The sequence below is a fragment of the Bacillus sp. 22483 genome (assembly GCF_052044605.1).
Taxonomy (GTDB): Bacteria; Bacillota; Bacilli; order Bacillales; family Bacillaceae; genus Bacillus; species Bacillus altitudinis.
Map to the genome: position 1 here is coordinate 164,523 of NZ_JBQENU010000007.1, position 25,853 is coordinate 190,375.

Below are 25,853 nucleotides of genomic sequence, written 5' to 3' on the forward strand. Positions count from 1 at the left end.
AAATGGCAAGTATGAAAAATCGCCTGCTGGGCGGAGCAAAATGGACAAGCTTGTCCGCATTGATCATTACCATCATCCAAATTGCACAGTTCGCCTTTTTAGGAAACGTAATGTCACTGAAAGAATTTGGACTCGTTGGCATGATCACAACTGTCACAATATTTACACAGATTTTACTTGATCTAGGCATCGGTGCTGCGATCATTCAAAAGGAACAAACGACAGAACGTCAGTTATCTACATTATATTGGATCAACTTGCTGACGGGGATTCTCTTGTTTTGTGTATTGATCCTCGCAAGTCCCTTGATTGCCGCCTTTTATGCCAGACCTGAGCTAGAAGGCTTGCTCAAATTATTATCAATCATGTTTCTCATTGCACCAATTGGTCAGCAATACCAATATATGATGCAGAAAGATTTAGCCTTTAAAACCTTAAGTACGATTGAGACGATAGCAACGATCATTTCATTGATTGTTCTACTCATCCTAGCCTTTTTTATCAATCCAATTGTGGCCTATGTGATCTCTCAAGTACTGCTTCAATCAGGAAAAGGACTCATGTATGCAGCGGCTTATTGGAAGAAGTGGCGCCCAGCACCCGTTTTCGCATTAGGGGAAGTGAAAGAGTTTTTCTCCTTCGGGGCTTTCCAGCTTGCGTCAAGACTCGTCAATCGGGCAGGTTCAAACATCGACATGATTTTAATAGGACGGTTTCTTGGAGCAGAGGCTTTAGGGATTTACAGCCTGGCTTATCAAATCGTCACAATTCCGGTGCTGAAAATTAACCCGATTGTGACGAGAGTGGCTTTCCCAGTTTTCGCAAAAAGTCAGCGTGATCACTCTAGGCTGCGTGAGGGCTTCCTCAGCATGACGAATATGCTTGCACTCATTAGTTTTCCACTACTCATCGGTCTTGCTGCCGTATCAGATAGCTTTATAGAAGTGGTGTTTGGAGAGAAATGGCTAGTGGCGGTCCCGGTTTTGAATATTTTGTGCATTGTCGGTCTACTCCGTGTGCTGATGAATCCAAATGGTTCCATCCTTCTTGCAAAAGGGAGAGCTGACTTAGCATTTTATTGGGATACAGGCATGCTCATCGTATATGGATGCGCCTTATATGCAGGAGTCCATACTGGCAGTCTATTGACTGTAGCTTGGGTCTACTCAGGGGTCAGTCTGCTGAATTTCATTGTCGGCAGGTGGCTGATGGCTTATGTCATTCAGCTAGATATGAAGGTATATGTAAAATCTCTCGTAAAGCCTGCTGTCATGACGTTGTTAATGGCCGCCTGCGCAGTGACTATTCATCAAGGGATGAAGCTGACATCAGCGGATATACTGCTTCAATTACTACTGACGATTGGTTTAAGTGCGGTTTTATATAGCTTGCTACTTGTCAAAATGTATCCGCAAATGGCAGGAAAATTATGGAGAAGAGGTCGTTCGTCATGAAGGTGCTATGGCTGACAAGTGTATATCCTAGTGAAAAACATCCAAGTGAAGGCGTCTTCCATGAAACGCAAGTGCAGGAGCTGGTCAAACAGGGCGTAGAAGTGAGCGTGATTTGTCCTACTCCTGTCAATCCGCCCATCTTACGGATGCTTAAAACTTCCTATCGTCAGAGAAAAGATCTTCCCCAGCAGGAAGTGAGGTGCGGCGTGCCGGTTTACAGACCGCCCTATACAGCGCTGCCTGGACAGCTAAAATGGGCTCAGCCGAGTAAACGAATCGCAGCTTCTGTCCTGCGCACAATGGAGCGTTATGAACTGTCACCGGATTTCATCCATGCGCACTTTGCCATGCCGTCTGGCGGCGCAGCAGCTGTGATCAAAAAGGAAGCAAACATCCCTTATCTTCTGACCTTACACGGCAGTGATGTGAACGTCTATCCAACCTATAGTCAAGGGGCGCTTGCAGCCTTTAAAGCAGCAGTAAAACAGGCGTCTGCTGTTCTCACAGTGAGTGAAGAGCTGGCAAAGAAAACACATGACATGACAGAGGTGGATGCACAATGCCTCCCGCTTGGAATTCCGCTCAAGTCATTTGCTAGAACACTGGGGGATCAAACAGCCATCAGAAAGCAGATTGGTTTACCGCTTCACGACAAGCTCGTCGTTTATGTCGGCCGTTTAGTCAAAGAGAAAGGTTTGCTTGAATTAGCGGAAGCTGTCAGCGGGATGGAGGGTGTAAAAGTCGTCTTTGTCGGAAAAGGCCCCCTCGCAAAGGAGCTGACCGAACGGGCGGGAGAATCCATTATACTCCCGGGGCAGGTGCCGAATGAACAAGTCAAACATTATTTAATGGCAGCTGACCTGTTTGCCCTTCCTTCCTACAGTGAAGGAATGCCGACTGTCGTTCTTGAGGCGCTCGCTTTAAAAATGCCTGTCATCGCAACACGGGTTGGTGGTCTCCCATCACTATTTTCTACCTATCAACATCTGCTCATTGAACCGCGTTCAACGAGTCAGTTAAAAGAAGCGATTCACGCTTATCTTTATGAAAACAGATGGAACGAGCAAGTGAAGAACGATCTTCACCACATCGTCCATACAGATTATTCATCATCACATAATGCTAAGCTCCTGATTCAGCAATATGAAAAGGTGCTGAATCAATCAACATCCACCGTTTAAACAGGATGAAATGTGCAAAGACTGATAGATAAACAGTTTGGAACGACCAATATGCTTTTACTGAGAGGATGAAACATGTTGAAGAAAATTGCTGTGATTGGAACAGGATATGTCGGGTTAGTATCGGGTACTTGTTTTGCTGATATCGGAAATCGCGTCATTTGTTGTGACATCGACGAATCAAAAATCAACAGCTTAAAAAGCGGTCTCGTTCCAATTTATGAACCGGGCTTAAAGGAATTGATTGAGAAGAATACAGAAGAGGGAAGATTGTGTTTTACAACCAATATTCCCGCTGCAATTCGAGAATCAGAGATTATTTATATTGCGGTAGGAACACCAATGACACCTCAGGGGGAAGCGGATTTAACATTCGTGAAAGCTGTGGCTCAAACGGTTGGGGAACACCTGAATGGCTACAAAATCATCGTGAATAAGAGCACAGTGCCGGTTGGAACAGGACGTCTTGTTCAAGCCATTGTTCAAAAGGCTTCACGCAGTAAATATCCATTTGATGTCGTCTCCAATCCAGAGTTTCTGCGGGAAGGTTCAGCTATTCAAGATACGATGAATATGGAGAGAGCGGTCATTGGCTCAACAAGCGCACATGCATCCACGATCATTAAAAAATTGCATGATCCGTTTCAAACAGAAGTGGTTGAGACCAATCTAGAAAGTGCAGAAATGATTAAGTATGCGGCAAATGCCATGCTCGCCACAAAAATCTCATTCATCAATGACATTGCGAACATTTGCGAGAGAGTTGGTGCTGATGTGGAAAAAGTCAGCGAAGGCGTTGGATTAGACAGCCGTATCGGGCATAAATTTTTAAAAGCAGGCATTGGATTTGGTGGTTCTTGTTTCCCAAAAGATACGATGGCTCTTCTCAAAATTGCCGAAACAGCTGGCTACCGGTTCAAGCTGATCGAATCTGTCATTGAAACAAACAACCACCAAAGAGCCCATCTTGTCAGCAAACTGATGAGTGTGTTCGGTGATATTAAAGGAAAAACGATTTCCGTTTTAGGGCTCGCATTTAAACCAAATACAAACGATATGCGTTCAGCCCCAGCACTAGATATTATCCCAATGCTGAGAGAGCTCGGAGCTTTTGTCAAAGCCTATGATCCAATTGCTTATGTAGAAGCAGAAAGAGAGCTTGGCCCGCAGGCGGTCTTCAGCAATGATCTCTATGAAACAGTGAAAGATACAGATGCTTGTCTCATCTTAACGGAATGGGATGACGTACAGAAGATGGATAAGGATCAGATCAAGCAGCTGCTTCGTTCTCCCATTTTAATTGATGGAAGGAATTTGTTTGATCCAGCAGAAATGAAAGAGAGAGGATTTATTTACCAGTCCATCGGCCGCCCAGGCGTATGGGAAACAGAATTGGTATCGAAGGCACAATAATAGGGGGGACTTGGATGAAGAAAGTATTGGTAACTGGGGGAAGTGGATTTATAGGATCTCATACGGTAGAGGCTTTATTAGAGAAAGGTTATGAGCCCATCGTTCTTGATAACTTTTCAACTGGATCAAAGGAAAATATCGCTCATCTTTCCGTACAATGCATTGAAGCAGATGTCACAAAATCAGAAACGGTCGATTTGATCAAACACATTGCACCAGATTATATCATTCATCTTGCAGCGCAAGTGAGTGTAGCCGTTTCGGTTCAACATTTCGTCTACGACGAAGAGGTCAATATTAAAGGTTCGCTGCATGTGATCAAAGCAGCGGCTGAAGCCGGGGTGGAGAAAGTGGTGTTTGCCTCATCGGCAGCAGTCTATGGAGACCCAGTCTATCTGCCGGTCGACACAGCTCATCCACTGCAGCCTGGTTCACCTTATGGCTTGTCGAAACTGACAGTTGAACGATACTTACAGATGGCAAAATCACTCTATGATGTGGACTATTGTATTATGCGGTACAGCAATGTATATGGTCCGCGCCAAGACGCACTTGGTGAAGGCGGTGTTGTCTCAATTTTTTCTGATAAGTTTGCAAAGCATGAGGCACCTTTCATCTTTGGAAACGGGGAACAAACAAGAGATTTCATCTATGTAGGCGATCTAGCCGCAGCGAATGTTGCAGCTTTAACAGCTCAATCAAACGTTTGTTTAAATATCTCATGTGGTCATTCCATCACGGTGAATGAGCTGTTTCAAACGATGAAGCGAGTCACGAGATCAGATCTTGAACCGATTTATAAGCCTCAGCGTGCAGGAGATATTGTGCATAGTACATTGGAAAATGAGGAAACGAAACAAGTCTTAGCATGGGAGCCTGTTGTGAGTTTACAAGAAGGTTTGGCTCGTACCATTTCCTACTATGAACAGGAAGTAAAGGCTTAATCCCTCAAATCGGATGGGTTGCTTAGGAGGAACAAGGGTATGAGTGTGAAACAAACAGCATGGCAAATCATAATCGGATGTATTTTATTAGCAGCAGGTATCGGGCTTGTACAAATGGCATCCACACAGCCTATCGGGTTAAAGAAGATGGTGGTCATTCCGGTTTTGATTGTGGTGCTCATAGCGGCTGCTATATGTATGAAGCTCTACATGAATGGTGAGCACATATTCATGTCAGCCATTTACCTTTTGATTGCATTAACATTTCTCAATAACGCTTTTTTCTCTATCAGTGCCGGATTCTTTAGTCTCTTTCTCTACCGCATCATGCTCTTGGCTGTCTTTGCTTTATTCATATGGCGGATGAGGGACAAAGGAACGTACATATCCCAGTGGCAGCAAATTCGCGTTAAAGGCATTCTTGGTTTTTTCGCTGTATGGTTTCTTTACGGACTCATCTCACTGCTTTGGGCTCATTCGGTCACAGACGGCCTGAAATATATGTCTCTTCTTGCGATGGGAATGGGTTTTGTCTTTCTTGTGGTCATGTACATTCAGCGAATGGATCAGATCGTGACTTTTTATAGTATTTGGCTAGTCATGACCGTATTTGTGATGGGAATCGGGTTCTATAATCACTTGACCTTGAACCATTTACCGAATACCTCATTGTATCTTGGACCAGCATACAAACAGCACTATCCTACAGCTGTCTTCTTTAACCAAAATGATTTTGCGACTTTTTTATCTATTAGCTTTTTCTTATATGTGGCGTGCATGCGCCAAATGAAAAATGGTTATATCAAAGCGTTCGGATTACTAGGAGCCATCTTAGCGCTGTATCTCATTTTGTTAACAGAATCGCGCGCCAGCTTGCTTGGCATATTAGCCGGAGCGGCAATCTATGTATGGCTGTTGATGCCTCGCTTTTTAAAAAAGTGGTCTATCATGGCAGCAGGCGGGCTTGTTATCATCTGTATCGCCATTTTTTCAGCCAAAATCTATTCTGTCTTTTATGACTTGTTTCTCGCTTCTCAGGTCGCTCATTCTTTCAGCGAACCACTTCCGTCCAACATTGCCCGGGCGAATTTAATCAAAAACGCTTGGTATTTCTTTACGAATTCATACGGTTTCGGAGTCGGAGCGGGCAATGTGTCTTATTACTTAGCTCACTTTTCTATCTTTGATACAGATCAGGTCGTGGAAGTTCACAATTGGCTGCTAGAGGTGATGACGAATTTTGGGTTTGCCGTCATGCTAGGTTATATCTCAGTGTACGCCTATCTCATGTTCTCACTGTACAAACAATACCAATTGGCTGACACGAGATCAGCCAAGATGATCATTGAAGGTCTATTTGCTGCCATGCTGAGCTTTCTCGTCTCAAGTATCAGTCCTAGTTCCGTATCGAATTTATATTTCCACTGGGTGTTTCTAGGGCTGGTGATCGCAGCGGTCAATATCATGAAAAATAAACAGCGCTTCAAGCCGTGGGCAAACGTGTGATGCTGAGTTTGTATGGCTACACTAGTGAAAAAGCAAATACGTCAATGTTGGGAGAATGAGCATGTCTGGTTTTATGTTAAGAATAGGGAAGCGAATGAAAAAATATATCGTCTGGCTTGTGCTGCTGCCCGTTGTATTGGCTGCTTTTGGTTTCTTTTTTGCCAAGGGGACAGTAGAACAATCTAGTTACACAGCTGCTGTGACCTTGACGCTTGGGAAATATGACGACGGTGTGTATAACAATATGGAAGAAGTGACTTCTCTATTAAAAAGTGATGCATTTCTGAATCAAGCACTCCGTGATGTAAAGGAAGAAGAAAGGCAGGATGTGAAAAATCGTTTGATTCTCACGAACCAGTCCGATACACAATTGCAGTTGTCGTTTACAGATGCTGATCAAGCTCGAGCTTTGGCGGTAGTGAAACAAGTGTCAGATACATTTTTAAAGCAGGACAAAGCCTTATTTACGAAAAGACAGCAAGTCATTGAAAGAAGACTATCCGCTCTTGAAGATGAATCTGTCAGCAATGACTCCAAGGTCGATAAAGAACGATTTTTATATGAATTGGAATCGACAAAGCTCGGGATGAAGCAGGCAAAGATTGTCGATCCTGCCCAAGTGCTTGATGAAGCAGGCAAAGGCATGTCAGCGAAAAAACGAGCACTGCTTGGACTTGTCATTGGCCTTAGCATCTCGCTTATGTTTGTGGTGTTACCTGAAGTGTTCAAAGAATCTTAATGATGAACTGGAGATGAGTCTTAGGTGAACAATCAACCGTTAGTATCAATTATTACACCGGCGTATAATGCGGAACGTTATTTAACGGATACAGTTCATTCCGTCCTTGCCCAAACCTATTCCAACTGGGAGCTCATCATTGCAGATGATTGCTCAACAGATGGCACAAGGAAGCTGTTAGGGGAATTAAGTCAGACGGACGACAGAATCAACGTCATTTATTTAGAGGAAAACGGAGGAGCCGCTATTGCTAGAAACACAGCCATCAAACAGGCGAAAGGCCGCTTTATCGCTTTTTTAGATAGCGATGATATGTGGAAACAGACAAAGCTCGAAAAGCAGGTCAAGTTTATGTTAGAAAATGATCATGCCTTTACTTTCACGGCATATGACATCATTTCAGAAAATGGAGAGCCATTACAAAAAACCGTCACAGCGCCGGCTCAGTTGAACTACAATGAAGCTTTAAAAAATACGATTATCGGCTGTTTGACGGTGATGCTCGATCTTGAACAAGTAGGACGTGTGGAAATGCCAAACATTCGAACAAGGCAGGACTTAGCCACATGGCTCTCTATTTTAAAAAAAGGATTTACTGCCTATGGAATGAGTGAGCCACTCAGTGAATATCGCATCGTGGGAAACTCGATTTCTAGTAACAAGTGGAAAGCAGCGAAAAAAACATGGTTTGTCTACAGAGAAATTGAGCAGCTTCATTTTGTGAAAGCATCTTGGTGTTTTATGCACTATGCCACAAATGCTGTCAAGAAACGCTTATAAACAGAAGGGAAAAAAGGTGATAAAGGTGAAAGCAGAGTCGATCATACATGTGATTGTCGCAACGGGAGAATGGGGACAGGATGGCCTAAGGTACAGACGGCATCGACTGGCGGAATTTCTTGCATCTGATCCAGAAACGAAAGAGGTCATCTGGGTATGCCCATCTGCCATTCGTCATTCAGCTCCCTTTCAGCCTATAACGAATCGAATGAAGCAAATGACCATTCCTGATGTGCTCAAGAGCAAGTTTTTTCGCTTTGGCCGTTATCAAGATATGTTTTATTTCCATAAGTTATCTCCTCTTCTTGAGCATTTGCGTCAAGAAGAAAAGCAGGGCATAGCCGTCTGTTTATGGTATACGTTTCCAGGATTTCCGCTCTTATCTTCTTTATTTGAATGGAAACATATTGTGTATGATTGCAGTGACCTGTGGGGAGAGCCCATCAGCGGAAAAAACAACATTCTCTCTTATATGAGACAGCGAGTCATTGTAAAAGCAGAAAACCGCATTATTAAATATGCACACAGCATTACGTGCTCTTCACAATACTTACATGATCAAATCAAAAAAAGGCTCATGGGTGAACCGAAAGATGTCTTTACAGTCGAAAATGGCGTCGAGTATGATGTGTTTGCAAAAAGCAACCTCCCTAGCAGGGAAGACGTGCTAGAGGGAAGAGAGGGAACGGTTCTTGGCTTTATAGGTGGGATCAAGCCGAAGCTCGATTTTGACATGATCGCTCAAGCTGCTCGCATGCAGCCAGATTGGACATTTTTATTTGTCGGTCCGGATGGAACGAATGGAGATCCATCTTTTCAGCATGCACTCAAACTGCCCAATGTCATATGGACAGGAGCAGTCGCACCAGAAGAAGTGCCTGCTTATATGAAATTAATTGATGTAGGGATGATGCCATACAAACAGTCTCCTTACAATCAAGCGGTTTTTCCGCTCAAGCTGTATGAATTTTTAGCTGCCGGAATCCCTGTTGTTGGTTTAAATCTTCCATCAACGGAAAGGCTAAAAGAGAATGATGTGTATGAATATGTAGAGGGCGAAGATCCAGCTCTCTTCGTCGAAGCCTGCCAGAAAGTGATCAGTAAAAAAGATGACATGACATGCAGACATCTAAGACAAAGCCGGGCAAAGAAAAAAGATTGGCACGCACTGTTCACAAACATGGTGGAATTAACGAATATTAAAGAAAACGCATAATTCATTCAGGATTGTGCGTTTTTATTTGTTTCTTCTTCTTAGGGGGAGCTTGTGATCATCCTATATTCAATTGTATAATGGAAAGAGCGGCCAATATACAAAATACAGATTTCAATTTAGAAGGAGACTGACCTATGGATTACGAACGCGCCTTATTAGCGTTTTTTGTCTCTCTGGCTACAGTTTTAATTGTGACACCAATCGTCAAAAAGTTTGCAATTAAGATTGGTGCAGTGGACCAGCCGAATAAACGAAAAGTTCATGATAGAGTAATGCCTCGAATGGGCGGTTTGGCGATTTTTATTGGGGTAGCGGCTGGAGCACTAGCAGGCGGGCTGTTTCTACATAATAAAATTACAGCTATATCAGTTGGCGCTGTACTCATCGTCATTTTAGGTATATTTGATGATAAATATAATTTAAGTGCAAAATTTAAATTTCTTGTGCAAGTTCTCGTTGCTTGCTTAATCGTGAGCACGGGCTTAAAAATGGACTTTTTCTCTGTTCCTTTCTTAACAGATCGACTGGAGTTAGGTTGGATGGCGTATCCCCTGACTGTACTATGGATTGTTGGGATTACAAATGCGATCAATTTAATTGACGGATTAGATGGACTGGCTGCCGGAATATCGGTTATCGGTTTAACCACGATTGCCGTCATGGCATTTTCTGCGGACAAGATCCTGATTCTTTCGTTATCTCTTGTCGTCATTGGCAGTACCATCGGTTTTCTTTTTTATAACTTCCATCCAGCAAAAATATTTATGGGTGATACAGGTTCGTTATTTTTAGGCTATATGATCTCGGTCCTGTCACTTTTAGGATTGTACAAAAGTGTTACTTTGTTTAGTGTTGTTGTCCCTGTAATTATTTTAGGTGTGCCTATCTTTGATACGACCTTTGCGATCATCAGACGAATATTGAATAAACAGCCTATCTCAGCACCTGACAAATCACACATCCATCATCGACTGATGGCCTTTGGCTTATCACATCGAATGGCAGTGATTGTGATTTACATGATTGGCTTAGTCTTCAGCTTAAGCGCGATTTTGCTGACAAGTGCCACCATTTGGCTGTCATTGATCATCATCTTTTTACTGGTCATGTTTATGCAAGTTATCGCTGAAGTCACTGGTTTGGTGAACGAAGAGTTTAAACCATTTACGAAATTCTACAAACGTATGGTCAAAAGACAATAAAAAACAGCCCGCTTCCAAGGAACGGGCTGTTTTCCTATTATTGTCCTGATGTGCTGGTCGAAGGGGCCTGGGTATCGGCTGACCCTGTTGCATCAGAAGATGAATCGGTTTGTGTATTTGTTTCAGTTGAGGAAGATGACTCAGCAGGAAGCTTTAAATGCGTCCTTAACTCATTTTGCACCTCAGCCAAGTTGGTTTGATCTGGCTCAAAGAAGTATGTTCGATTTGGTCCTAAATAAAGGTCTGATCCTTTAATAGATAGTGTTTCAGTATCGTCTCCTTTAAAACCACTGTAAATTTGCTGTAGAGCAAGTCCTTCTGTGATGCGGAAGTTGGTTGTTATATGATCACTTACTTCTTTTGCGATATTATCCACGTTTGCAATGTTATGAGGTTTCGCCATTTGATCAATCATGGCACGTAAGATTTGTTTCTGACGATCGTTACGCCCGAAATCACCACGTGGATCTTGTTTTCTCATTCGCGCATAAGCAAGTGCCTCTTCCCCGTTTAAATGCATATTCCCTTTTTTAAAGTAAATCTTTTTCGATTTTTTGACGTCACTTTTTTCATTGAAGTCAAATGGAACGTCTATATCGATTCCCCCAACTTCATCAATGACATCCTTAAAACCGTCAAAGTCTACTGTTGCATATTTGTCAATTGGGATATGCAAGAATTGTTCGACAGTTTCAATCGTTTCGTCTTTACCGCCTTTAGCAAATGCCGCATTGATCTTTACTTTATTTCCCGTTGTGTCACTAGCAAGCTGTACTCGTGTGTCACGGGGGATACTGACCATTTTCATCGTTTTATCCTGAGGATTAATCGTTGCGACGATGAGTGAATCTGAGCGGCCGTGATCACCATTTGTGGCGTAATCCTCTATACCAACAAATAGGACAGAGAAAGGTTTTTTCTTTATATCAATGACAGCATCACGGAGTTTCGATTTCTCCCCACGCTCTAATTCATCATAAGTTTTGTCAGCAGCCTGGAGTGTATTCACAATCTTATAAACTGCAAATCCGCCCATGCAGATGAAGAGAAGCAAAAATAAGACCAGAATCCGTTTGAAAATCTTTTTCTTCTTACTCTTTTTCTTTCGTACACGCACTTTTACTCGTTGTGCCATTCATCTGTCTCCTTTATCGGACCAACGTCCTTTTCTAAATAAATCAATTCGCCTTCTTTAGTAACACTCTTTCCATTAGTTAACTCAGTCATCCATTCAATGAACTGCTCTGTTTGTGTTTCTTCTACATACGTTTCAAAAATCACATCTTCTGCATAATGGATGTCTTTTAGCTGAAAAGATGAGGCTCTAAGCTCATTCTCTACCTTTCCAAGCCATGTATAATCTATTGTTGTGTGCATCGTACGCATTAAACAGCGCTCTACCATACCAACATGATTAATTGCTTCAGACACAGATTTTCCGTACGCGCGAATTAATCCACCGGCACCTAGCTTAATACCGCCGAAATAACGAGTGACGACAACAACTGTATCTTTCAGCTTGCGTTTTTTAAGCACTTCAAGCATGGGTACCCCTGCCGTACCGCTTGGTTCACCATCATCATTTGCTTTTTGAATCAGATCATGTTCACCGATCAAATAGGCGGAACAATTATGAGTGGCGTTCCAATGTTGTTTTTTTATGGATTGTATAAAGGCTTGTGCTTCTTCTTCTGAGACAGCACGTTGTATATGACAAATAAAACGTGATTTTTCAATGACGATCTCATGCTCGCCACGGCTTTTGACTGTGAGATAGCGGTTCAGCAAAAGACATACCCCTCCTGACAAGCAAATTGTAAGGCTAGAGAAAATTTGCATTGGTTTTAGAATTTTACAGCGTATTTTGTTATGATGATAGGAGCGGAAAAAGGGTCGTCATAAAAATTTCATGATTTATACGCATTCTTTCATTATAATTCGACATAAAATGCAGATCAATGACATTTATAATAAAAAAAGATGACATCACTGTTACGGGAGGGAAAAGCCATGACAACACCTAAAATGGATCCGAAGTTATTGGATTCAATCATCATGAAAATGCTAAGTACAGTTGATGGCAGTAAGGACGAAGTATTTAGAATCGGCGAACAGTCCCGTCAACAATATGAAAGCCTAGTAGAAGAGCTTAAGCAAATTAAACAGCAAGTCAACGAAGTAATTGATTTTGGGGATAAACTAGAAGTACATACGAGACATGCTAGAAATCGTTTATCTGAAGTCAGCAGAAACTTCAACAAATTCAGCGAAGAAGAAATACGAGAAGCCTATGAAAAAGCACATAACCTGCAAGTAGAATTGACCATGATCCAGCAGCGCGAAAAACAGCTGAGGGAAAGAAGAGATGATCTCGAAAGACGATTGTTAAGCTTACAAGACGTCATTGAACGTTCAGAAACGCTTGTGAGCCAGATCACGGTCGTCCTCAACTACTTGAACCAAGATTTACGTCAGGTCGGTGTTTTACTTGAAGATGCTCAGGCAAAACAAGATTTTGGACTAAGAATTATTGAAGCCCAGGAAGAAGAGCGCAAAAGGGTATCACGAGAAATCCATGATGGACCTGCTCAGATGCTGGCAAACGTGATGATGCGTTCAGAACTAATTGAACGAATTTTTAGAGACCGTGGAACAGAAGAAGGATTTAAAGAAATTAGAAGTCTAAGACAGAATGTGCGAAATGCACTGTACGAAGTGAGAAGAATCATTTATGATTTAAGACCGATGGCTTTAGATGATTTGGGTCTCATTCCGACACTGCGAAAATACTTAAACACAATTGAAGAATATGATGGAAAAACCAAAATTACGTTCCAGTGCTTAGGTGATACTGAAAGCGAAAGAATTGCTTCTCAATTTGAAGTGGCACTATTTAGACTAGCTCAAGAAGCTGTCACAAATTCTTTAAAGCATTCTGAAGCTGAAGAAATCTCTGTGAAGGTTGAAGTGACGAAAGACTTTGTCACCTTAATTATCAAAGACGATGGAAAAGGCTTTGATATGAAGGATGTTAAAACAAATAAAAACAAATCCTTTGGGTTACTTGGTATGAAAGAGCGCGTAGACTTACTAGAAGGTAAAATGACCATAGACTCAAAAATAGGTCTAGGGACATTCATCATGATTAGAGTACCGTTAACATTACAAAATAAAATTGTAAAATAGAGACAAAAGACATATTGACCATAAAGTTCAGGTGTAGAACAATAAACATGGGGAGGCGTAGCTTGTGACTAAAGTAAATATTGTAATTATCGATGACCACCAATTATTCCGTGAAGGTGTCAAACGGATTTTAGATTTTGAACCTACTTTTGAAGTAGTTGCAGAAGGAGACGACGGTGACGAAGCTGCACGTATCGTAGAACACTATCATCCGGATGTTGTCATTATGGACATTAATATGCCGAATGTAAATGGTGTGGAGGCTACAAAACAGCTAGTAGAGCTTTATCCCGAATCAAAAGTCATTATCCTATCTATTCATGACGATGAAAACTATGTGACACATGCATTAAAAACAGGAGCAAGAGGCTACTTGTTAAAAGAAATGGATGCAGATACCCTCATTGAAGCAGTAAAAGTAGTAGCTGACGGAGGCTCTTATTTACATCCGAAAGTCACTCATAACTTAGTAAATGAATTCCGACGCTTAGCAACAAGCGGCGTTTCAGCACATCCACAGCACGAGGTATATCCTGAAATTCGCAGACCACTTCATATCTTAACAAGACGTGAATGTGAAGTTCTTCAAATGTTAGCTGACGGAAAGAGCAACAGAGGTATTGGTGAGTCGCTCTTTATTAGTGAGAAAACAGTCAAAAACCACGTGAGTAACATTTTGCAAAAAATGAATGTAAATGACCGTACTCAAGCTGTTGTTGTAGCAATTAAAAACGGCTGGGTAGAAATGAGATAATGTTCCGGACAAGTACTCCTTTTTCGCCTGTTTTTAGTTCTCTCACATTCAAGTTAGAGAGCAATGATAGGCAGGTAAGGAGTCTTTTTCGGATATAGCGGGCTTGCCTATTGATTAGGCAAGCTTTTTTGATTAGTATTATAAATCTAGTGAAAAACAATGATCATTCTTTTTTAAAAAGCAACTTAACGGATAAGGAAGGTATTTAAGAATGAAAATAGCCGTTGTAACAGACAGTACTGCTTATATACCACAAGAACTACGTGATAAACATCATATTCATATGATCCCTCTGAATGTCATCTTTGGTACTGAATCATACCGTGAAGAAGTAGAAATGGATTGGAAGACATATTATGAAGAAGTCAAGAAACATAAAGATCTTCCAACAACCTCTCAGCCTGCTTTCGGTGAACTTATAGAATTATATGAAAAACTTAGCGAAACATATGATGCTGTGATTAGTATACATCTGTCAAGCGGAATTAGTGGAACATACAATAGTGCGGCCTCAGCGAATGAACTAGTTGACGGAATCGACATTTATCCGTTTGATACAGAGACTAGCTGTATGGCGCAAGGTTTTTATGTGTTAGAAGCTGCTGAAAAAATCCAAGATGGTGCTTCTCCAGAAGAAGTGATTTCCCATCTCAATTATCTGAAAGAAAATCAAAGAGCTTATTTTATGGTAGACGATTTAACTCATTTACAACGAGGCGGCAGATTAAATGGTGCTCAGGCTTTTATTGGAAGCCTCTTAAAGGTAAAGCCTATCTTGCATTTTGACAACAAGCTAATTGTCCCTTTTGAGAAGATTCGTACACGCAAAAAAGCCATTTCACGTATTTTTGAATTATTTGATGAAGATGCATCACGTGGTGTTCCAATGAGAGCAACTCTGATACATGGTAATAGAGAAGAAGAAGCAGATGAATTAATTGCGCACTTATTAGAAAAGTATCCTCATGTTGAATTTTATAAAAGCTACTTTGGTGCCGTGATTGGCACTCATCTAGGCGAAGGCTCTTTAGCACTTGGCTGGATCATCAGATAGATATCAAAATCCCCTTTTCTCATGGAAAAGGGGATTTGTTTTTCTATTTTTACAATTAGACGAAAGGCCTTCTCTTTGTACATAATGGGTCAACATGAATGGAAAGGTAGTGCGTGAAATTGAATCTGGAAAAAGCATGGGAACTCAGTCACAAGCTACAATCAAGGCACCTTCTTCCTGTTGAATGTCAATGTACACAGTCCGAATTGGAGTGGCTGGAGAATCAAGGATTTATCCATAGAACACCTGCAGTCGATAGGGTGGCGAGTGGTTTGATCTGCTGCCGGTGCGGTGTATCAAACAAGCGCTACTTTGCCCTCTCTCCGTGTGAAACATGTAAAAAAGACTGTGTATACTGTAGATCCTGCATCATGCTGGGAAAAGTAAGCGAATGTGGCTTTCTCTACGAATGGACGGGTCCACAAATGAAAGAAACAAGACGAGTTGAATTAACATGGCAGGGAGAGCTTTCTAAAGGGCAAAAGAGAGCGTCCGATAGGCTAGTAGAAGCAATCCAAAACAAATTTGATCTGCTCGTTTGGGCTGTTTGTGGTGCGGGGAAAACGGAGGTGCTTTTTCATGGAATAAAATATGCGCTAAATAACGGAATGAGTGTTTGTATTGCGACGCCTAGAACCGATGTTGTACTTGAGCTTGAACCTCGAATGAGAAAGGCATTTCAAGGACTGAATATAGCTGCACTTTATGGCGGGAGTTCTCAAAGATTTCAAATGGCACCGCTTATGATCGCTACAACCCATCAGCTAATGAGATATAAAAACGCCTTTGATGTCCTCATTGTAGACGAAGTCGATGCTTTTCCTTATTCAATCGATGAACGGCTTCAGTTTGCTGTTTTAAAGTCAATGAAAAAAACAGGAGTTAGAATTTACTTAAGTGCCACACCATCTAAAAAAATGCAAAAAGATGTTGCTCGTAGACAATTAGAAGCGATCAAAATTCCTCTGCGCTTCCACCAAAAACCGTTACCTGTCCCAACATTTCAATGGGTTGGAGATTGGAAAAAGAGATTAAAAAGAAATCGGCTTCCAGCATCTGCAATGAACTGGCTGCATGAACATATCACAAAGAAAAAAAGAGTGTTACTCTTTGTTCCTTCTATTTCTACTATGAAGAAGGTAACTCATATTCTTCAAGGTCAAGATGTAAATGTACAGGGTGTTTCTGCGGATGATCAAGAAAGGAAGCAAAAAGTCCAGCATTTCAGAGATCATAGATACGATGTATTGGTTACAACAACTATTCTAGAAAGAGGCGTTACCATTCAAGATGTTCAAGTGGGCGTATTAGGTGCGGAATCTCCTATTTTTACAGAAAGTGCACTTGTTCAAATTTCTGGTAGAGCAGGGAGACATCCAGATTTTTTTAACGGAGACGTGTACTTTTTTCATTTTGGCTTAACGAGAAGTATGAAACAAGCAAAGAAACATATCGTAAAAATGAATAATACAGCTGAAAAAGAGTTTTCTGAAAAATAGTGTGGGTTCAACTAAATCATGGTACATTATATTCACAAAACACAAATGGCAGGAGAGACAAAATATGCTACTCAACGCAAAAGAAATTCTACTTAAAGAAATTCTCTATCAATATCTCAACCAATTAAACATGATTTGTCATTGTGAAAAATGTATAGAAGATGTATTAGCCATTTCTCTAAATCAAGTGAAACCGCAATATATAACAGATATCGATAAAATATCCTACAGTAAATCCGAGATGGTGGATAAACAGAAAAATACGGCGATGCTTGTCATTCTGACAGAAGCTGCTTCAACGGTCACTACATATCCAAGGTGCGAAAATCATTTGCCGTTGAACAAAGAAAAGCGTTGATTTGTCCAATTTGTGAGAGCCATTTTGTGGCTGCTTTTACATGGAAATCATTCCTACTATTAAATGAAGATCGTTTATGTGTAGCATGTAAGAACCACCTGATGAAGATTCAAGGTCCTACTTGTCCCAAATGCGGAAGAGCGCAATCAAATGATCAATTGTGTCAGGATTGTTCAAGGTGGAATAAACGATGGGATTTTGCTGAGATTCTTGTGATGAATCGATCTGTTTATGCTTACAACGACTTTATGAAAGATATTCTAGCTCGATTTAAATTTCGAGGTGATACGGCTTTAGCTGATCTATTTAAAAAAGATGTACAGTCAGCGTTTAAACGTTCTTTTTCAATCAAAGAACCGGTGCTTGTCCCAATTCCTTTGAGTAAAGAGAGATTAAAGGAAAGAGGATTCAATCAGTCAATGATGCTTGCTTCCATGATTGGCGGACCTATATTGGAGCCACTTATAAAAGTACATCAAAGTAAGCAGTCTAAGAAAAGAAAAAATGAACGTTTACATCAACAGAATTTGTTCCAATTAAGGCAGTCAAACCCGATCGTTCTAAAGGATATCATATTAATCGATGATATTTATACAACTGGGGCGACAGTCTATCATGCAGCAAAAATTTTAAAAGACTCAGGCGCCAAAAGTGTTTCCTCTTTTACGTTGATTCGTAGTTAAAAATCATGACAATCAACCGATATTAAGAAAAGAAAATAACGTAAGGGGTTTTGGTTATGAATCAATTGGCAAACTGTCCACAATGTAATCAGTTATTTTTAAAAACCACCATCCAAACGGTTTGTAACAAATGCTTTGAAGAAGAAGAACGTTCTTTTGATATCGTTTATAAATTCTTGCGTAAGCAAAGTAATAGACAATCAACCATTGCTGAAATAGTAGACGCAACAGAAGTTGATGAAGAATTAATCCTGAAATTTATCCGTTTGAAAAGACTTCAAATTAGTCAATTCCCTAATATCAATTATCCTTGTGAAAGATGCGGCCAACCGATCAGGAAAAACAAGCTGTGTAGCCATTGTGAAAAGGATATAAAGACACAAATCAGCCAAATGGACCAAGAAGAAGAGCGTAAAAGGGAGATTGAATCTAGGAAAAAAGACACCTATTATGCCATTAATCCTAAAAACGACTGATTCCCTAAACTAAGTTGCAGTTTGGTCGATAAAATGGATAGAATCAAGACAGACTGTAACGGAAAGCGAGAGGAATCCCGTGAAAATTAATCGATATGGAACACAACCAGTAAATCCTTACAAGAAAACATATGAGAAACAAACGTTGCAATCGAATCAAGCAAAATCAACTGACAAAGTCGAAATTTCTAAAAAGGCAATCGAAATGCAAAAGGTGCCGAATATCATGAAAGAACGTCAAGATAAAATAGACCAAATTAAAAAAAGCATTGAAGCCGGAACATATCAAGTAGATACCAAAGGCATTGCAGATAAAATGTTGAATTTTTATAAACAACAATAACAAAAGGGAGTAGCGTGAATGTCAGTAAAAATAATGATTGAAGAACTGCACCGTCTCTACGGATTACATGAACAGCTTCTAAAGCTGTCTAAGAATAAAACAGAAATGCTGAAAAATAATGAGATCGATGCTCTTTCAGAGATTCTGAACCTTGAGCAAAAATATATTCAGGCCATTTCACAATTAGAAGAAAAGCGGATTGAAGCAGCAGTTCAATTTTTACAAAGTGATCAATCGCCGACAATCACCGCATGCATCGAAAAAGCTACAGGAACGGATCAAGAAGAGCTTATTTCGTTATATGAGAAGCTGAATGACATCATGGTGGAACTGAAAGATGTAAACGAACTGAACAAACAGCTTATTCAGCAGTCACTTCAATTTATTTCACTGACATTCGATCTTGTGAATCCTAACAAAGAAAATATGAATTACGGACAAAATGGTCTTGAGAGTTCAAAGCCTAAACAGCATAGGGCTTTGTTTGATTCAAAGGCGTAAACAAGGAGGATATCTATGGGTTCTACATTCATGGGACTAGAAACGGCAAAAAGAGGAATCACAGCCCAGCGTGCAGGGCTTTATGTCACATCAAACAACGTATCCAATGCAAATACTGATGGCTACTCAAGACAGAGAGTTACCTTTAAAGCAGAGAATCCTTACCCAGTGATTTCTGTTTATGATGGCAAGACATATGGCCAAATGGGGACAGGTGTCCAAGTTGGAACTGTTGAAAGAATTCGAGACAGCTTTTTAGATCTTCAGTATAGAGATCATAACAATAATTTGTCTTATTATGCGACGAAGTCTGATGCTCTTTCACAAATGGAAGGAGTGATGAATGATTTGACAGATGAAGGCTTGAATAGAGCCTTCGATAATCTCTGGAAATCATTACAAGTCTTATCAGAATCGAAAAATGCTGATACTGCTTCAGCCCGTACAGTTGTTAAGACAAGTGCTCAGGCTTTAGTAGATCAATTCCGCCTGCTAAATTCTTCTTTAACAACGATACAAAAGAATTTAAAAACTGAACTCGATTCAACGGCAAAAAATGTGAACACCCTATTAACTCAAATTGATGAAGTGAATAAACAGATTGCAACAGTTGAGCCAAATGGTTATCTTCCCAATGATCTTTATGATACGCGAGACGCTCTTATAGATCAGCTTTCCTCACTTGTTGATATTAAAGTGAGTTACAACCCTTCTGGAGGAAATGCTCTGGAAATTGCTGAAGGAACCGTTAACATCGACATTATCGGTGCTAATGGGCAATCTGCTGGAACAATTTTAAATGGCATTACCAATGAAAAATCTGAATTGCAACTTTCCTATGATAATACGACAGGACTTGTTAACTCACTCCAATTTGGAACGACAACCATCGCAGCTGATCAATTACAAGTGAATGGTAAAGTAAAAGCACTTGTTGAGGCGTATGGCTACATGTCTAATGGAGATGAAAAAGGCATGTACCCGGATATGCTTGCTGAGCTGGATGAAGTAGCAAAAATATTTATGGATGCTTTTAACGACGTCCATAAGCAAGGATACACGTTAAATGGCACAAGTGGACAAGATTTTTTCGATATTGAGAATAACAATGATTTGAATAAAGGCTTGGCAGCCCGTATCAAAGTGAGTGACGTGATTTTAGCATCGACAGATAACATTGCTGCATCTCTTAATCAAACGCAAGGTGATGGTTCGAATGCTACGAAATTAGCTAATATTCAAAACTTAAAGCTACCAATCGGCGGAAATACCACAACGATTCAGGATTACTATCAGAATGTCATTGCCGAAATGGGGATACAAGCTAAAAAGAACATGACCCTTGAAAGCAGTTCAGCAGCTCTTGTGAATTCAGCCAATGAACGCAGGATGTCAACTAGTGCTGTATCTCTTGATGAAGAAATGACGAATATGATCCAATTTCAGCATGCGTATAATGCAGCAGCAAGAATTATGACGATGCAAGACGAAGTATTAGATAAAATAATAAACGGCATGGGAGTCGTAGGAAGGTAGGGTAACTGATGCGAGTCACGCAAAGTATGATTTCTCAAAATTCACTTCGAAATATTAGTAAAAGTTATGAAAAACTCTCTAAAATTAATGAGCAGGCACAGTCTGGAAAACGTTTCACAAAAACGTCTGATGATCCTGTTGCAGCAGTGAAAAGTCTTCAGTATAGTACAGCCATGTTTCGAAATGAGCAATACCAAACTAATTTAAATGAGGCACGAAACTGGATTGATACATCTGAAACAAGTGTCACTGAAATCATTGATATCATGTCAAATATACGTGATAAAGTACTTGATGCAGCCAATGGAACAAAACAGCCAGAAGATTTAGCTGCTATCGGAGTGGAAATTGGTCAGATGAAGAATCAAATCATTGATGCAATGAACACGCAGATGTTAGGTAAGTTTGTTTTTAATGGGACGAATACAAATGTTAAACCAGTTGTAGAGAATGCAGATGGTACGTTTACATTTAACTTTGAAAACTATACAGATGCAAACGTGGTTCAGTCGAACATTTCTGATGGAATCACATTAAATGTGAATTCAAATCCTCTTTCAGCTTTTGGTGGACAATCTGCCAGTGGTCAAAATGTCATTGAAATGCTGACTGACTTAGAAAACTCATTTAAAAATGGAACGTTTGCGAATTCTGACGATGCATTAGGGGATATCGATCAGTTTAAAGAAGTGATGAGTGCTGAACGTTCAGATCTTGGTGCGCGATCGAATCGTGTTGACTTAGTCGGGAGCCGTTTGACTTCGCAATTTGAAGTGCTGAAAAAGGCTAAATCAGATGCCGAAGATGTAGAAAGTGAAAAAGCCATTCTTGATCTTCTTCAACAAGAGACTGTGAATAGGGCTGCTTTAGCGACGACAGCTAAAGTGATTCAGCCATCCCTTGTCGATTTCTTAAGATAAGAAAAAGCATCCATTGGGTGCTTTTTTGCATCATGGAGGTGAACTTATGCAAATCCCTAGATTGTTAATGGAGCAAACTTATGCAAAGCTGCAAATGTCGACTACCCCTTCCAGGCAAGAAGTAGAGCAGCCAAGAGCGGATCTTGACATTCAGCAGCCAAGAGCTGTCATGAATATCACAAGGACACCGTCGAAATTAACCATAGATCAAACCGAGGCGTTTGCCGATATGGATATTAAGTCGATTTTTAGACGTTCAGAGGAATGGGCGGCTGAGGGGAAACGTGCGATTGGAGAAGGAATGGGGCGTAGAGCGGAAGAAGGAAGTGAACTCATCAAGATCGAGAATGGTGGGAATGCGATTGCTGAGTTTGCGAAAATCAACGGCAGTCCTCCAGCAAAACAATTCAACATCGGTGTGATTCCTTCATTTTTTAGTGTGAAAATTCACTATCAGCCATCTGAACTTAAAATTGATGTGGAGCCGCAAAAAGCTATTATAGAGGCAACACCTCATAAACCAATTGTTAACTACCAGCCAGGTAAAGTTCATATTGATATGTTACAATACCCAGAATTAAAAATAGAAGTTGACGAAACAGGTCAAAATGGTGATAAGGTATAGTTAAGAAAAATGAAAAAGGTCGTGAATTATGATCATTCAAACAAAATACCATGGTGAAGTGACGATTAAAGAGGAGCAAATCATTCACTTCTCTAATGGGATACCAGGATTTCTGGATCAAAAACAATTTGTCATTTTACCTTTATCAGAGGAATCCCCATTTTTAGTTCTTCAATCTTTGAAAAATGCAGAACTAGGCTTTATTGTCAGCAGCCCATTTTTGTTCTTCAATCAATATGAATTTGACTTAGAAGAATCGGTTGTAGACATTCTTGGGGTAGAAGATGCCAATGATGCGGAAGTCATGGTTATTTTAACAATGGGATCTTCTATTGAAAAAACGACAGCCAATTTAAGAGCGCCTATTATTGTGAATCGGAAAAACATGAAAGCCAAGCAGGTCATTTTGCATGATTCAGCCTATCATACAAAACATTTGCTAGAGGTGGCTTCCTCATGTTAGTTCTATCTCGTAAATTAAATCAATCGATTCAAATAGGCGACGATATTGAAGTTAAAATTATTGCGATTGAAGGCGACCAAGTAAAAGTCGGAATTGAGGCTCCTAAGCATATTGATATTCACAGGAAGGAAGTATACCTATCTATTCAAGAAGAAAACAGCCGTGCTGCTAGCTTGTCCTTTGATCTACTTTCTCAATTATCCTCACAAAAAAAGTGAGGATTTTTTTATCCTATTTGTCTATCCTCCTCCGTGTGAAACCGTAGAAGTACACCATCTATATGAAACTTTAACAAATCGGTCCATCTATATTTAATTTAATAATTCAAAGCCGATATAAAAGATAGATTAAAGCACAGGAGCTGAATAACTATGTCTGTTGGTAAGTTGACTTCGCTAGAGCCACTGATTGATGCATTTCAAACCCGTGTTACGAATCATCAAAATGACAATGCAAACACTGATTTACAAGCAAATGGAAAAGTCGTTTCAAAAGAAGAAATTGAGAAAACGCTTCAAGGAGCAAATAAGCTGATTGAACCTACTCAATTTCATCTTCAATTTGAATTACATGAAAAACTCAATGAATATTATGTCAAAGTCGTAGATAACCAAACCGAAGAAGTCATTAGAGAGATTCCTTCCAAAGAATGGCTTGATTTCTATGCGGCAATGACAGAGATTGTCGGTTTATTTGTCGATAAAAGAATGTAATTGAAGGGAGAACATAAACCATGGTTAATCGAATTACTGGATTTTCAAATGTATTTGATATTGATGAAATCGTCTCAAAGCTAATGAAAACTGAGCAAGCACCACTTGATAAAATGACACGCCAGAAACAAACACTTGAATGGCAAAGAGACAGCTACCGCGAGGTCAATTCAAAGGTCAAAGAATTAGATGATCTCATTAACAAACTAAATTTAACATTACCAAGTACTTATGGCGCAAAAAAGGTCACAAGCTCCAATGAATCTGCTGTCACAGCAACTGGCTCAACAAATGCTTCTTCTGGCTCGATTAATGTGACCCAATTAGCGACAGCATCCGTATTCAAATCTTCTAGTCCATCTGGATTTACTGCTTCAAACGGTACGTTTACGTTTGAGGTGACGACACCAGATTCTACGACACCTAAAACAGTGACCATTAATACGACTGATAAAGATACCCTTGATACAATCGTGTCAAAATTGAACAACGCTCAACTAGGCGTCACGGCTTATAAAGGTCAAATCTTTGATGGGACCAACTACGTGGATACAATCGCTCTGACTTCCCGTACGACTGGAGAAGGTGTCAGTATTAAGGCAGCGGATGGTAATTCTGCTTCATTTTTAACGCAATTAGGATTCCAAGTGGATGGAGATAATAAATTAGTTGCGACTACTCAAGGGCAGAAAGCGCAATACGAAATTAATGGTCTCAAAATGGAAAATAATAATAATACTTTCACGCAGGCCGGTATCACATATGAGCTGAAAGGAACAACAGATAAGCCTGTCAGTTTGAACGTTTCAACAGATGTCGATGCCATCTTTGATAAAATCAAACAATTTGTTGATAAATACAATGAACTTGTTGAAGAGATCAATGGTAAAGTCAATGAAAAAAGAAATAGAGACTACTATCCATTAACAGCTGAAGAGAAAAAAGCCATGTCTGACAAAGAAGTCGAGCTATGGGAAACGACTGCGAAGTCAGGCTTGCTGAGAAGTGATTCAATTTTACGATCTGGTGCGTCTAAATTAAGAAGTGATTTTTATGTTGATATTACGACAAGTGATGGGAATAAAATTCACATGACACAAATCGGAATTGCCACTTCAGATAAATATAAAGATGGCGGAAAGCTTGTCATTGATGAACCGAAACTAAGAAAAGCCATTCAAGAAGACCCACAGAAGATTAGTCAAATATTTATGTCAGGTTCGCTAAATGTAGATTCAAAAGATAAAGATAAAGCGCAGCAGCAATATAAAGAACAAGGAATCATTCATCGTATCAAAAATTCCTTATCAGCCTTCTCAAAGAGCATTCAGACAAAGGCTGGTAGCACAACGATGGCATCAAAGGAATACGGACTTGGTAAGGACCTTGATTCTTTGACTCAACGAATGAGCACATTCCAAGATCGTTTAAAAATGGTGGAAGCTCGTTACTACAAAAAGTTTAACGCCATGGATAGTGCGATTCAAAAGCTAAACAACCAATCTGGCTATCTTTCTCAACTGCTTGGACAATAATTGGAGGTTTATAACATATGGCAATTCAGAACCCTTATGCCGCCTATCAGAAAAATTCTATTGAGACCGCAACACCGGCCGAGTTAACGCTTATGCTTTATGAAGGATGCTTAAAGTTTATTAGACTAGCAAAGCATGGCATTCAAAAAGAAGATGCTGAAATGAGAAACTTGAACCTGAAAAAGGCTCAAAACATCATTCAAGAATTAAATGTCACCTTAAATCGTACGTATGATGTATCAAAGAGCATGGCAAGTATGTATGACTACATCTATCGAAGACTGATTGAAGCCAATCTGCAAAATGACGAAGAGATCCTGAATGAAGTAGAGCAATATGTGACTGATTTCCGAGATGCTTGGAAGGAAGTCATTCAAACCGATCGAAAAGGGCGTCACCACTCTATTGGGGGATCTCTATGAGTATTGTGGACCAACTGCACGACCAAACGTTAAAAATGGCAGCGGAAATAGAGGCCAATCCGCAAAGCGAAACACTCGTTGAAGACTTTGATGCTTTTTTAGTTGAGAGAGACGAACTAATGAGAGACATTCAACATGAGCTTTCCGTTCAAGAAAAAGAGAAAATCAAAGAAATCATTCAAACAGATCAAATAATGGCCAAGCAATTAACAGAGATTCAAAATGGGATCAAGGCAGATATTCAAGCCATTCAACGTAAGAAAACAAAACAGCTGAATTATCAAAATCCGTATCAGCCCATGACAAGTGACGGCGTATACTACGATAAACGGAAATAAATAGGTGAGACC

29 protein-coding genes are annotated in these 25,853 nt (G+C 40.2%); 27 read left to right on the forward strand and 2 right to left on the reverse strand.

All coding sequences use genetic code 11. From position 1 onward, the window contains the following. Positions 1-2 precede the first annotated feature (2 nt). The 9 genes from tuaB (at position 3) to ACTJJQ_RS12520 (ending at position 10,435) form a co-directional block, all read left to right on the forward strand. The gene (tuaB, locus tag ACTJJQ_RS12480) at positions 3-1,454 is read left to right on the forward strand and encodes a teichuronic acid biosynthesis protein TuaB (protein WP_041507845.1); all 1,452 of its coding nucleotides are present in this window, start codon (positions 3-5) and stop codon (positions 1,452-1,454) included. Next, positions 1,451-2,635 carry a teichuronic acid biosynthesis protein TuaC gene (gene tuaC / locus ACTJJQ_RS12485; protein ID WP_041507844.1) on the forward strand — a complete coding sequence of 395 codons (1,185 nt, stop codon included), beginning with the start codon at positions 1,451-1,453 and terminating at the stop codon, positions 2,633-2,635. Before tuaB ends, tuaC begins: the two co-directional genes overlap by 4 nt. A 75-nt stretch (positions 2,636-2,710) precedes the next feature. Further along, entirely contained in the window at positions 2,711-4,048 is a 1,338-nt protein-coding gene (gene tuaD, locus ACTJJQ_RS12490) for a UDP-glucose 6-dehydrogenase TuaD (protein ID WP_017368147.1), read from the forward strand. A 14-nt stretch (positions 4,049-4,062) separates the two neighbouring features. Beyond that, positions 4,063-4,992 (forward strand): NAD-dependent epimerase/dehydratase family protein, encoded by a 930-nt coding sequence (locus tag ACTJJQ_RS12495; protein WP_045033975.1) that lies wholly within the window; start codon positions 4,063-4,065, stop codon positions 4,990-4,992. A 39-nt stretch (positions 4,993-5,031) separates the two neighbouring features. Further along, the gene (gene tuaE / locus ACTJJQ_RS12500) at positions 5,032-6,498 is read left to right on the forward strand and encodes a teichuronic acid biosynthesis protein TuaE (RefSeq protein ID WP_159145158.1); all 1,467 of its coding nucleotides are present in this window, start codon (positions 5,032-5,034) and stop codon (positions 6,496-6,498) included. 61 nt (positions 6,499-6,559) lie between these two features. Further along, positions 6,560-7,237 (forward strand): teichuronic acid biosynthesis protein TuaF, encoded by a 678-nt coding sequence (tuaF, locus tag ACTJJQ_RS12505; RefSeq protein WP_024719248.1) that lies wholly within the window; start codon positions 6,560-6,562, stop codon positions 7,235-7,237. A 24-nt stretch (positions 7,238-7,261) separates the two neighbouring features. Beyond that, positions 7,262-8,017, forward strand: a complete 756-nt coding sequence (tuaG, locus tag ACTJJQ_RS12510; protein WP_065461158.1) for a teichuronic acid biosynthesis protein TuaG — start codon at positions 7,262-7,264, stop codon at positions 8,015-8,017. Further along, positions 7,986-9,233 (forward strand): teichuronic acid biosynthesis protein TuaH, encoded by a 1,248-nt coding sequence (tuaH, locus tag ACTJJQ_RS12515; protein ID WP_440600242.1) that lies wholly within the window; start codon positions 7,986-7,988, stop codon positions 9,231-9,233. Before tuaG ends, tuaH begins: the two co-directional genes overlap by 32 nt. Positions 9,234-9,367: 134 nt before the next feature. Next, a complete protein-coding gene (locus tag ACTJJQ_RS12520) occupies positions 9,368-10,435 on the forward strand; it encodes a glycosyltransferase family 4 protein (protein ID WP_007499956.1) in 1,068 nt (355 codons plus the stop codon). A 37-nt stretch (positions 10,436-10,472) separates the two neighbouring features. On the opposite strand, the gene ACTJJQ_RS12525 is transcribed toward ACTJJQ_RS12520, so the two are convergent. Together ACTJJQ_RS12525 and ACTJJQ_RS12530 are read right to left on the reverse strand one after the other, a co-directional pair. Continuing rightward, a complete protein-coding gene (locus tag ACTJJQ_RS12525) occupies positions 10,473-11,570 on the reverse strand; it encodes an LCP family protein (protein WP_007499958.1) in 1,098 nt (365 codons plus the stop codon). Then, positions 11,555-12,223: a YigZ family protein gene (locus ACTJJQ_RS12530; protein ID WP_017357860.1), complete on the reverse strand. Its 669-nt coding sequence runs from the start codon at positions 12,221-12,223 to the stop codon at positions 11,555-11,557. Before ACTJJQ_RS12530 ends, ACTJJQ_RS12525 begins: the two co-directional genes overlap by 16 nt. Before the next feature lie 222 nt (positions 12,224-12,445). On the opposite strand from ACTJJQ_RS12530, the gene ACTJJQ_RS12535 reads away from it, so the two are divergent. From ACTJJQ_RS12535 to ACTJJQ_RS12620, 18 genes are all read left to right on the forward strand, one after another. Continuing rightward, positions 12,446-13,621, forward strand: coding sequence for a sensor histidine kinase (locus tag ACTJJQ_RS12535; RefSeq protein ID WP_003213166.1), 1,176 nt, complete (start codon positions 12,446-12,448; stop codon positions 13,619-13,621). Between the two features lie 64 nt (positions 13,622-13,685). After that, complete coding sequence (gene degU, locus ACTJJQ_RS12540) at positions 13,686-14,375, forward strand: two-component system response regulator DegU (RefSeq protein WP_008348273.1); 690 nt, start codon at positions 13,686-13,688, stop codon at positions 14,373-14,375. A gap of 211 nt (positions 14,376-14,586) precedes the next feature. Further along, the gene (locus ACTJJQ_RS12545) at positions 14,587-15,429 is read left to right on the forward strand and encodes a DegV family protein (RefSeq protein WP_007499966.1); all 843 of its coding nucleotides are present in this window, start codon (positions 14,587-14,589) and stop codon (positions 15,427-15,429) included. Positions 15,430-15,548: 119 nt separating this feature from the next. Beyond that, positions 15,549-16,928: a DEAD/DEAH box helicase gene (locus ACTJJQ_RS12550; protein WP_440600251.1), complete on the forward strand. Its 1,380-nt coding sequence runs from the start codon at positions 15,549-15,551 to the stop codon at positions 16,926-16,928. Positions 16,929-16,992: 64 nt separating this feature from the next. Further along, positions 16,993-17,286, forward strand: a complete 294-nt coding sequence (locus tag ACTJJQ_RS12555) for a late competence development ComFB family protein (RefSeq protein WP_008348267.1) — start codon at positions 16,993-16,995, stop codon at positions 17,284-17,286. Further along, a complete protein-coding gene (locus ACTJJQ_RS12560; protein ID WP_368774675.1) occupies positions 17,283-17,969 on the forward strand; it encodes a ComF family protein in 687 nt (228 codons plus the stop codon). Before ACTJJQ_RS12555 ends, ACTJJQ_RS12560 begins: the two co-directional genes overlap by 4 nt. Positions 17,970-18,025: 56 nt before the next feature. Next, positions 18,026-18,445 carry a TIGR03826 family flagellar region protein gene (locus tag ACTJJQ_RS12565; RefSeq protein ID WP_017357864.1) on the forward strand — a complete coding sequence of 140 codons (420 nt, stop codon included), beginning with the start codon at positions 18,026-18,028 and terminating at the stop codon, positions 18,443-18,445. A 79-nt stretch (positions 18,446-18,524) separates the two neighbouring features. Continuing rightward, positions 18,525-18,788: a flagellar biosynthesis anti-sigma factor FlgM gene (gene flgM / locus ACTJJQ_RS12570; RefSeq protein WP_003213252.1), complete on the forward strand. Its 264-nt coding sequence runs from the start codon at positions 18,525-18,527 to the stop codon at positions 18,786-18,788. 18 nt (positions 18,789-18,806) lie between these two features. Beyond that, complete coding sequence (locus ACTJJQ_RS12575; protein ID WP_440600243.1) at positions 18,807-19,289, forward strand: flagellar protein FlgN; 483 nt, start codon at positions 18,807-18,809, stop codon at positions 19,287-19,289. Between the two features lie 15 nt (positions 19,290-19,304). Next, positions 19,305-20,825, forward strand: a complete 1,521-nt coding sequence (flgK, locus tag ACTJJQ_RS12580; RefSeq protein WP_368774673.1) for a flagellar hook-associated protein FlgK — start codon at positions 19,305-19,307, stop codon at positions 20,823-20,825. 8 nt (positions 20,826-20,833) lie between these two features. Further along, positions 20,834-21,745 carry a flagellar hook-associated protein FlgL gene (gene flgL, locus ACTJJQ_RS12585; RefSeq protein ID WP_039169789.1) on the forward strand — a complete coding sequence of 304 codons (912 nt, stop codon included), beginning with the start codon at positions 20,834-20,836 and terminating at the stop codon, positions 21,743-21,745. 46 nt (positions 21,746-21,791) lie between these two features. After that, positions 21,792-22,370, forward strand: coding sequence for a DUF6470 family protein (locus ACTJJQ_RS12590; protein WP_039963694.1), 579 nt, complete (start codon positions 21,792-21,794; stop codon positions 22,368-22,370). 28 nt (positions 22,371-22,398) lie between these two features. Next, on the forward strand, positions 22,399-22,833 hold the full coding sequence (gene fliW, locus ACTJJQ_RS12595) for a flagellar assembly protein FliW (protein ID WP_041091474.1): 435 nt from the start codon (positions 22,399-22,401) through the stop codon (positions 22,831-22,833). Continuing rightward, positions 22,827-23,051 (forward strand): carbon storage regulator CsrA, encoded by a 225-nt coding sequence (gene csrA, locus ACTJJQ_RS12600; RefSeq protein ID WP_008348252.1) that lies wholly within the window; start codon positions 22,827-22,829, stop codon positions 23,049-23,051. Before fliW ends, csrA begins: the two co-directional genes overlap by 7 nt. A gap of 153 nt (positions 23,052-23,204) precedes the next feature. After that, the gene (flaG, locus tag ACTJJQ_RS12605) at positions 23,205-23,546 is read left to right on the forward strand and encodes a flagellar protein FlaG (protein WP_007499987.1); all 342 of its coding nucleotides are present in this window, start codon (positions 23,205-23,207) and stop codon (positions 23,544-23,546) included. Between the two features lie 20 nt (positions 23,547-23,566). Next, positions 23,567-25,081 carry a flagellar hook-associated protein 2 gene (locus ACTJJQ_RS12610; RefSeq protein ID WP_440600244.1) on the forward strand — a complete coding sequence of 505 codons (1,515 nt, stop codon included), beginning with the start codon at positions 23,567-23,569 and terminating at the stop codon, positions 25,079-25,081. A 17-nt stretch (positions 25,082-25,098) separates the two neighbouring features. Then, positions 25,099-25,503, forward strand: coding sequence for a flagellar export chaperone FliS (fliS, locus tag ACTJJQ_RS12615; protein ID WP_008348247.1), 405 nt, complete (start codon positions 25,099-25,101; stop codon positions 25,501-25,503). Further along, on the forward strand, positions 25,500-25,841 hold the full coding sequence (locus tag ACTJJQ_RS12620) for a flagellar protein FliT (RefSeq protein ID WP_142156119.1): 342 nt from the start codon (positions 25,500-25,502) through the stop codon (positions 25,839-25,841). The genes fliS and ACTJJQ_RS12620 overlap by 4 nt, the downstream gene beginning before the upstream one ends. Positions 25,842-25,853 lie beyond the last annotated feature (12 nt).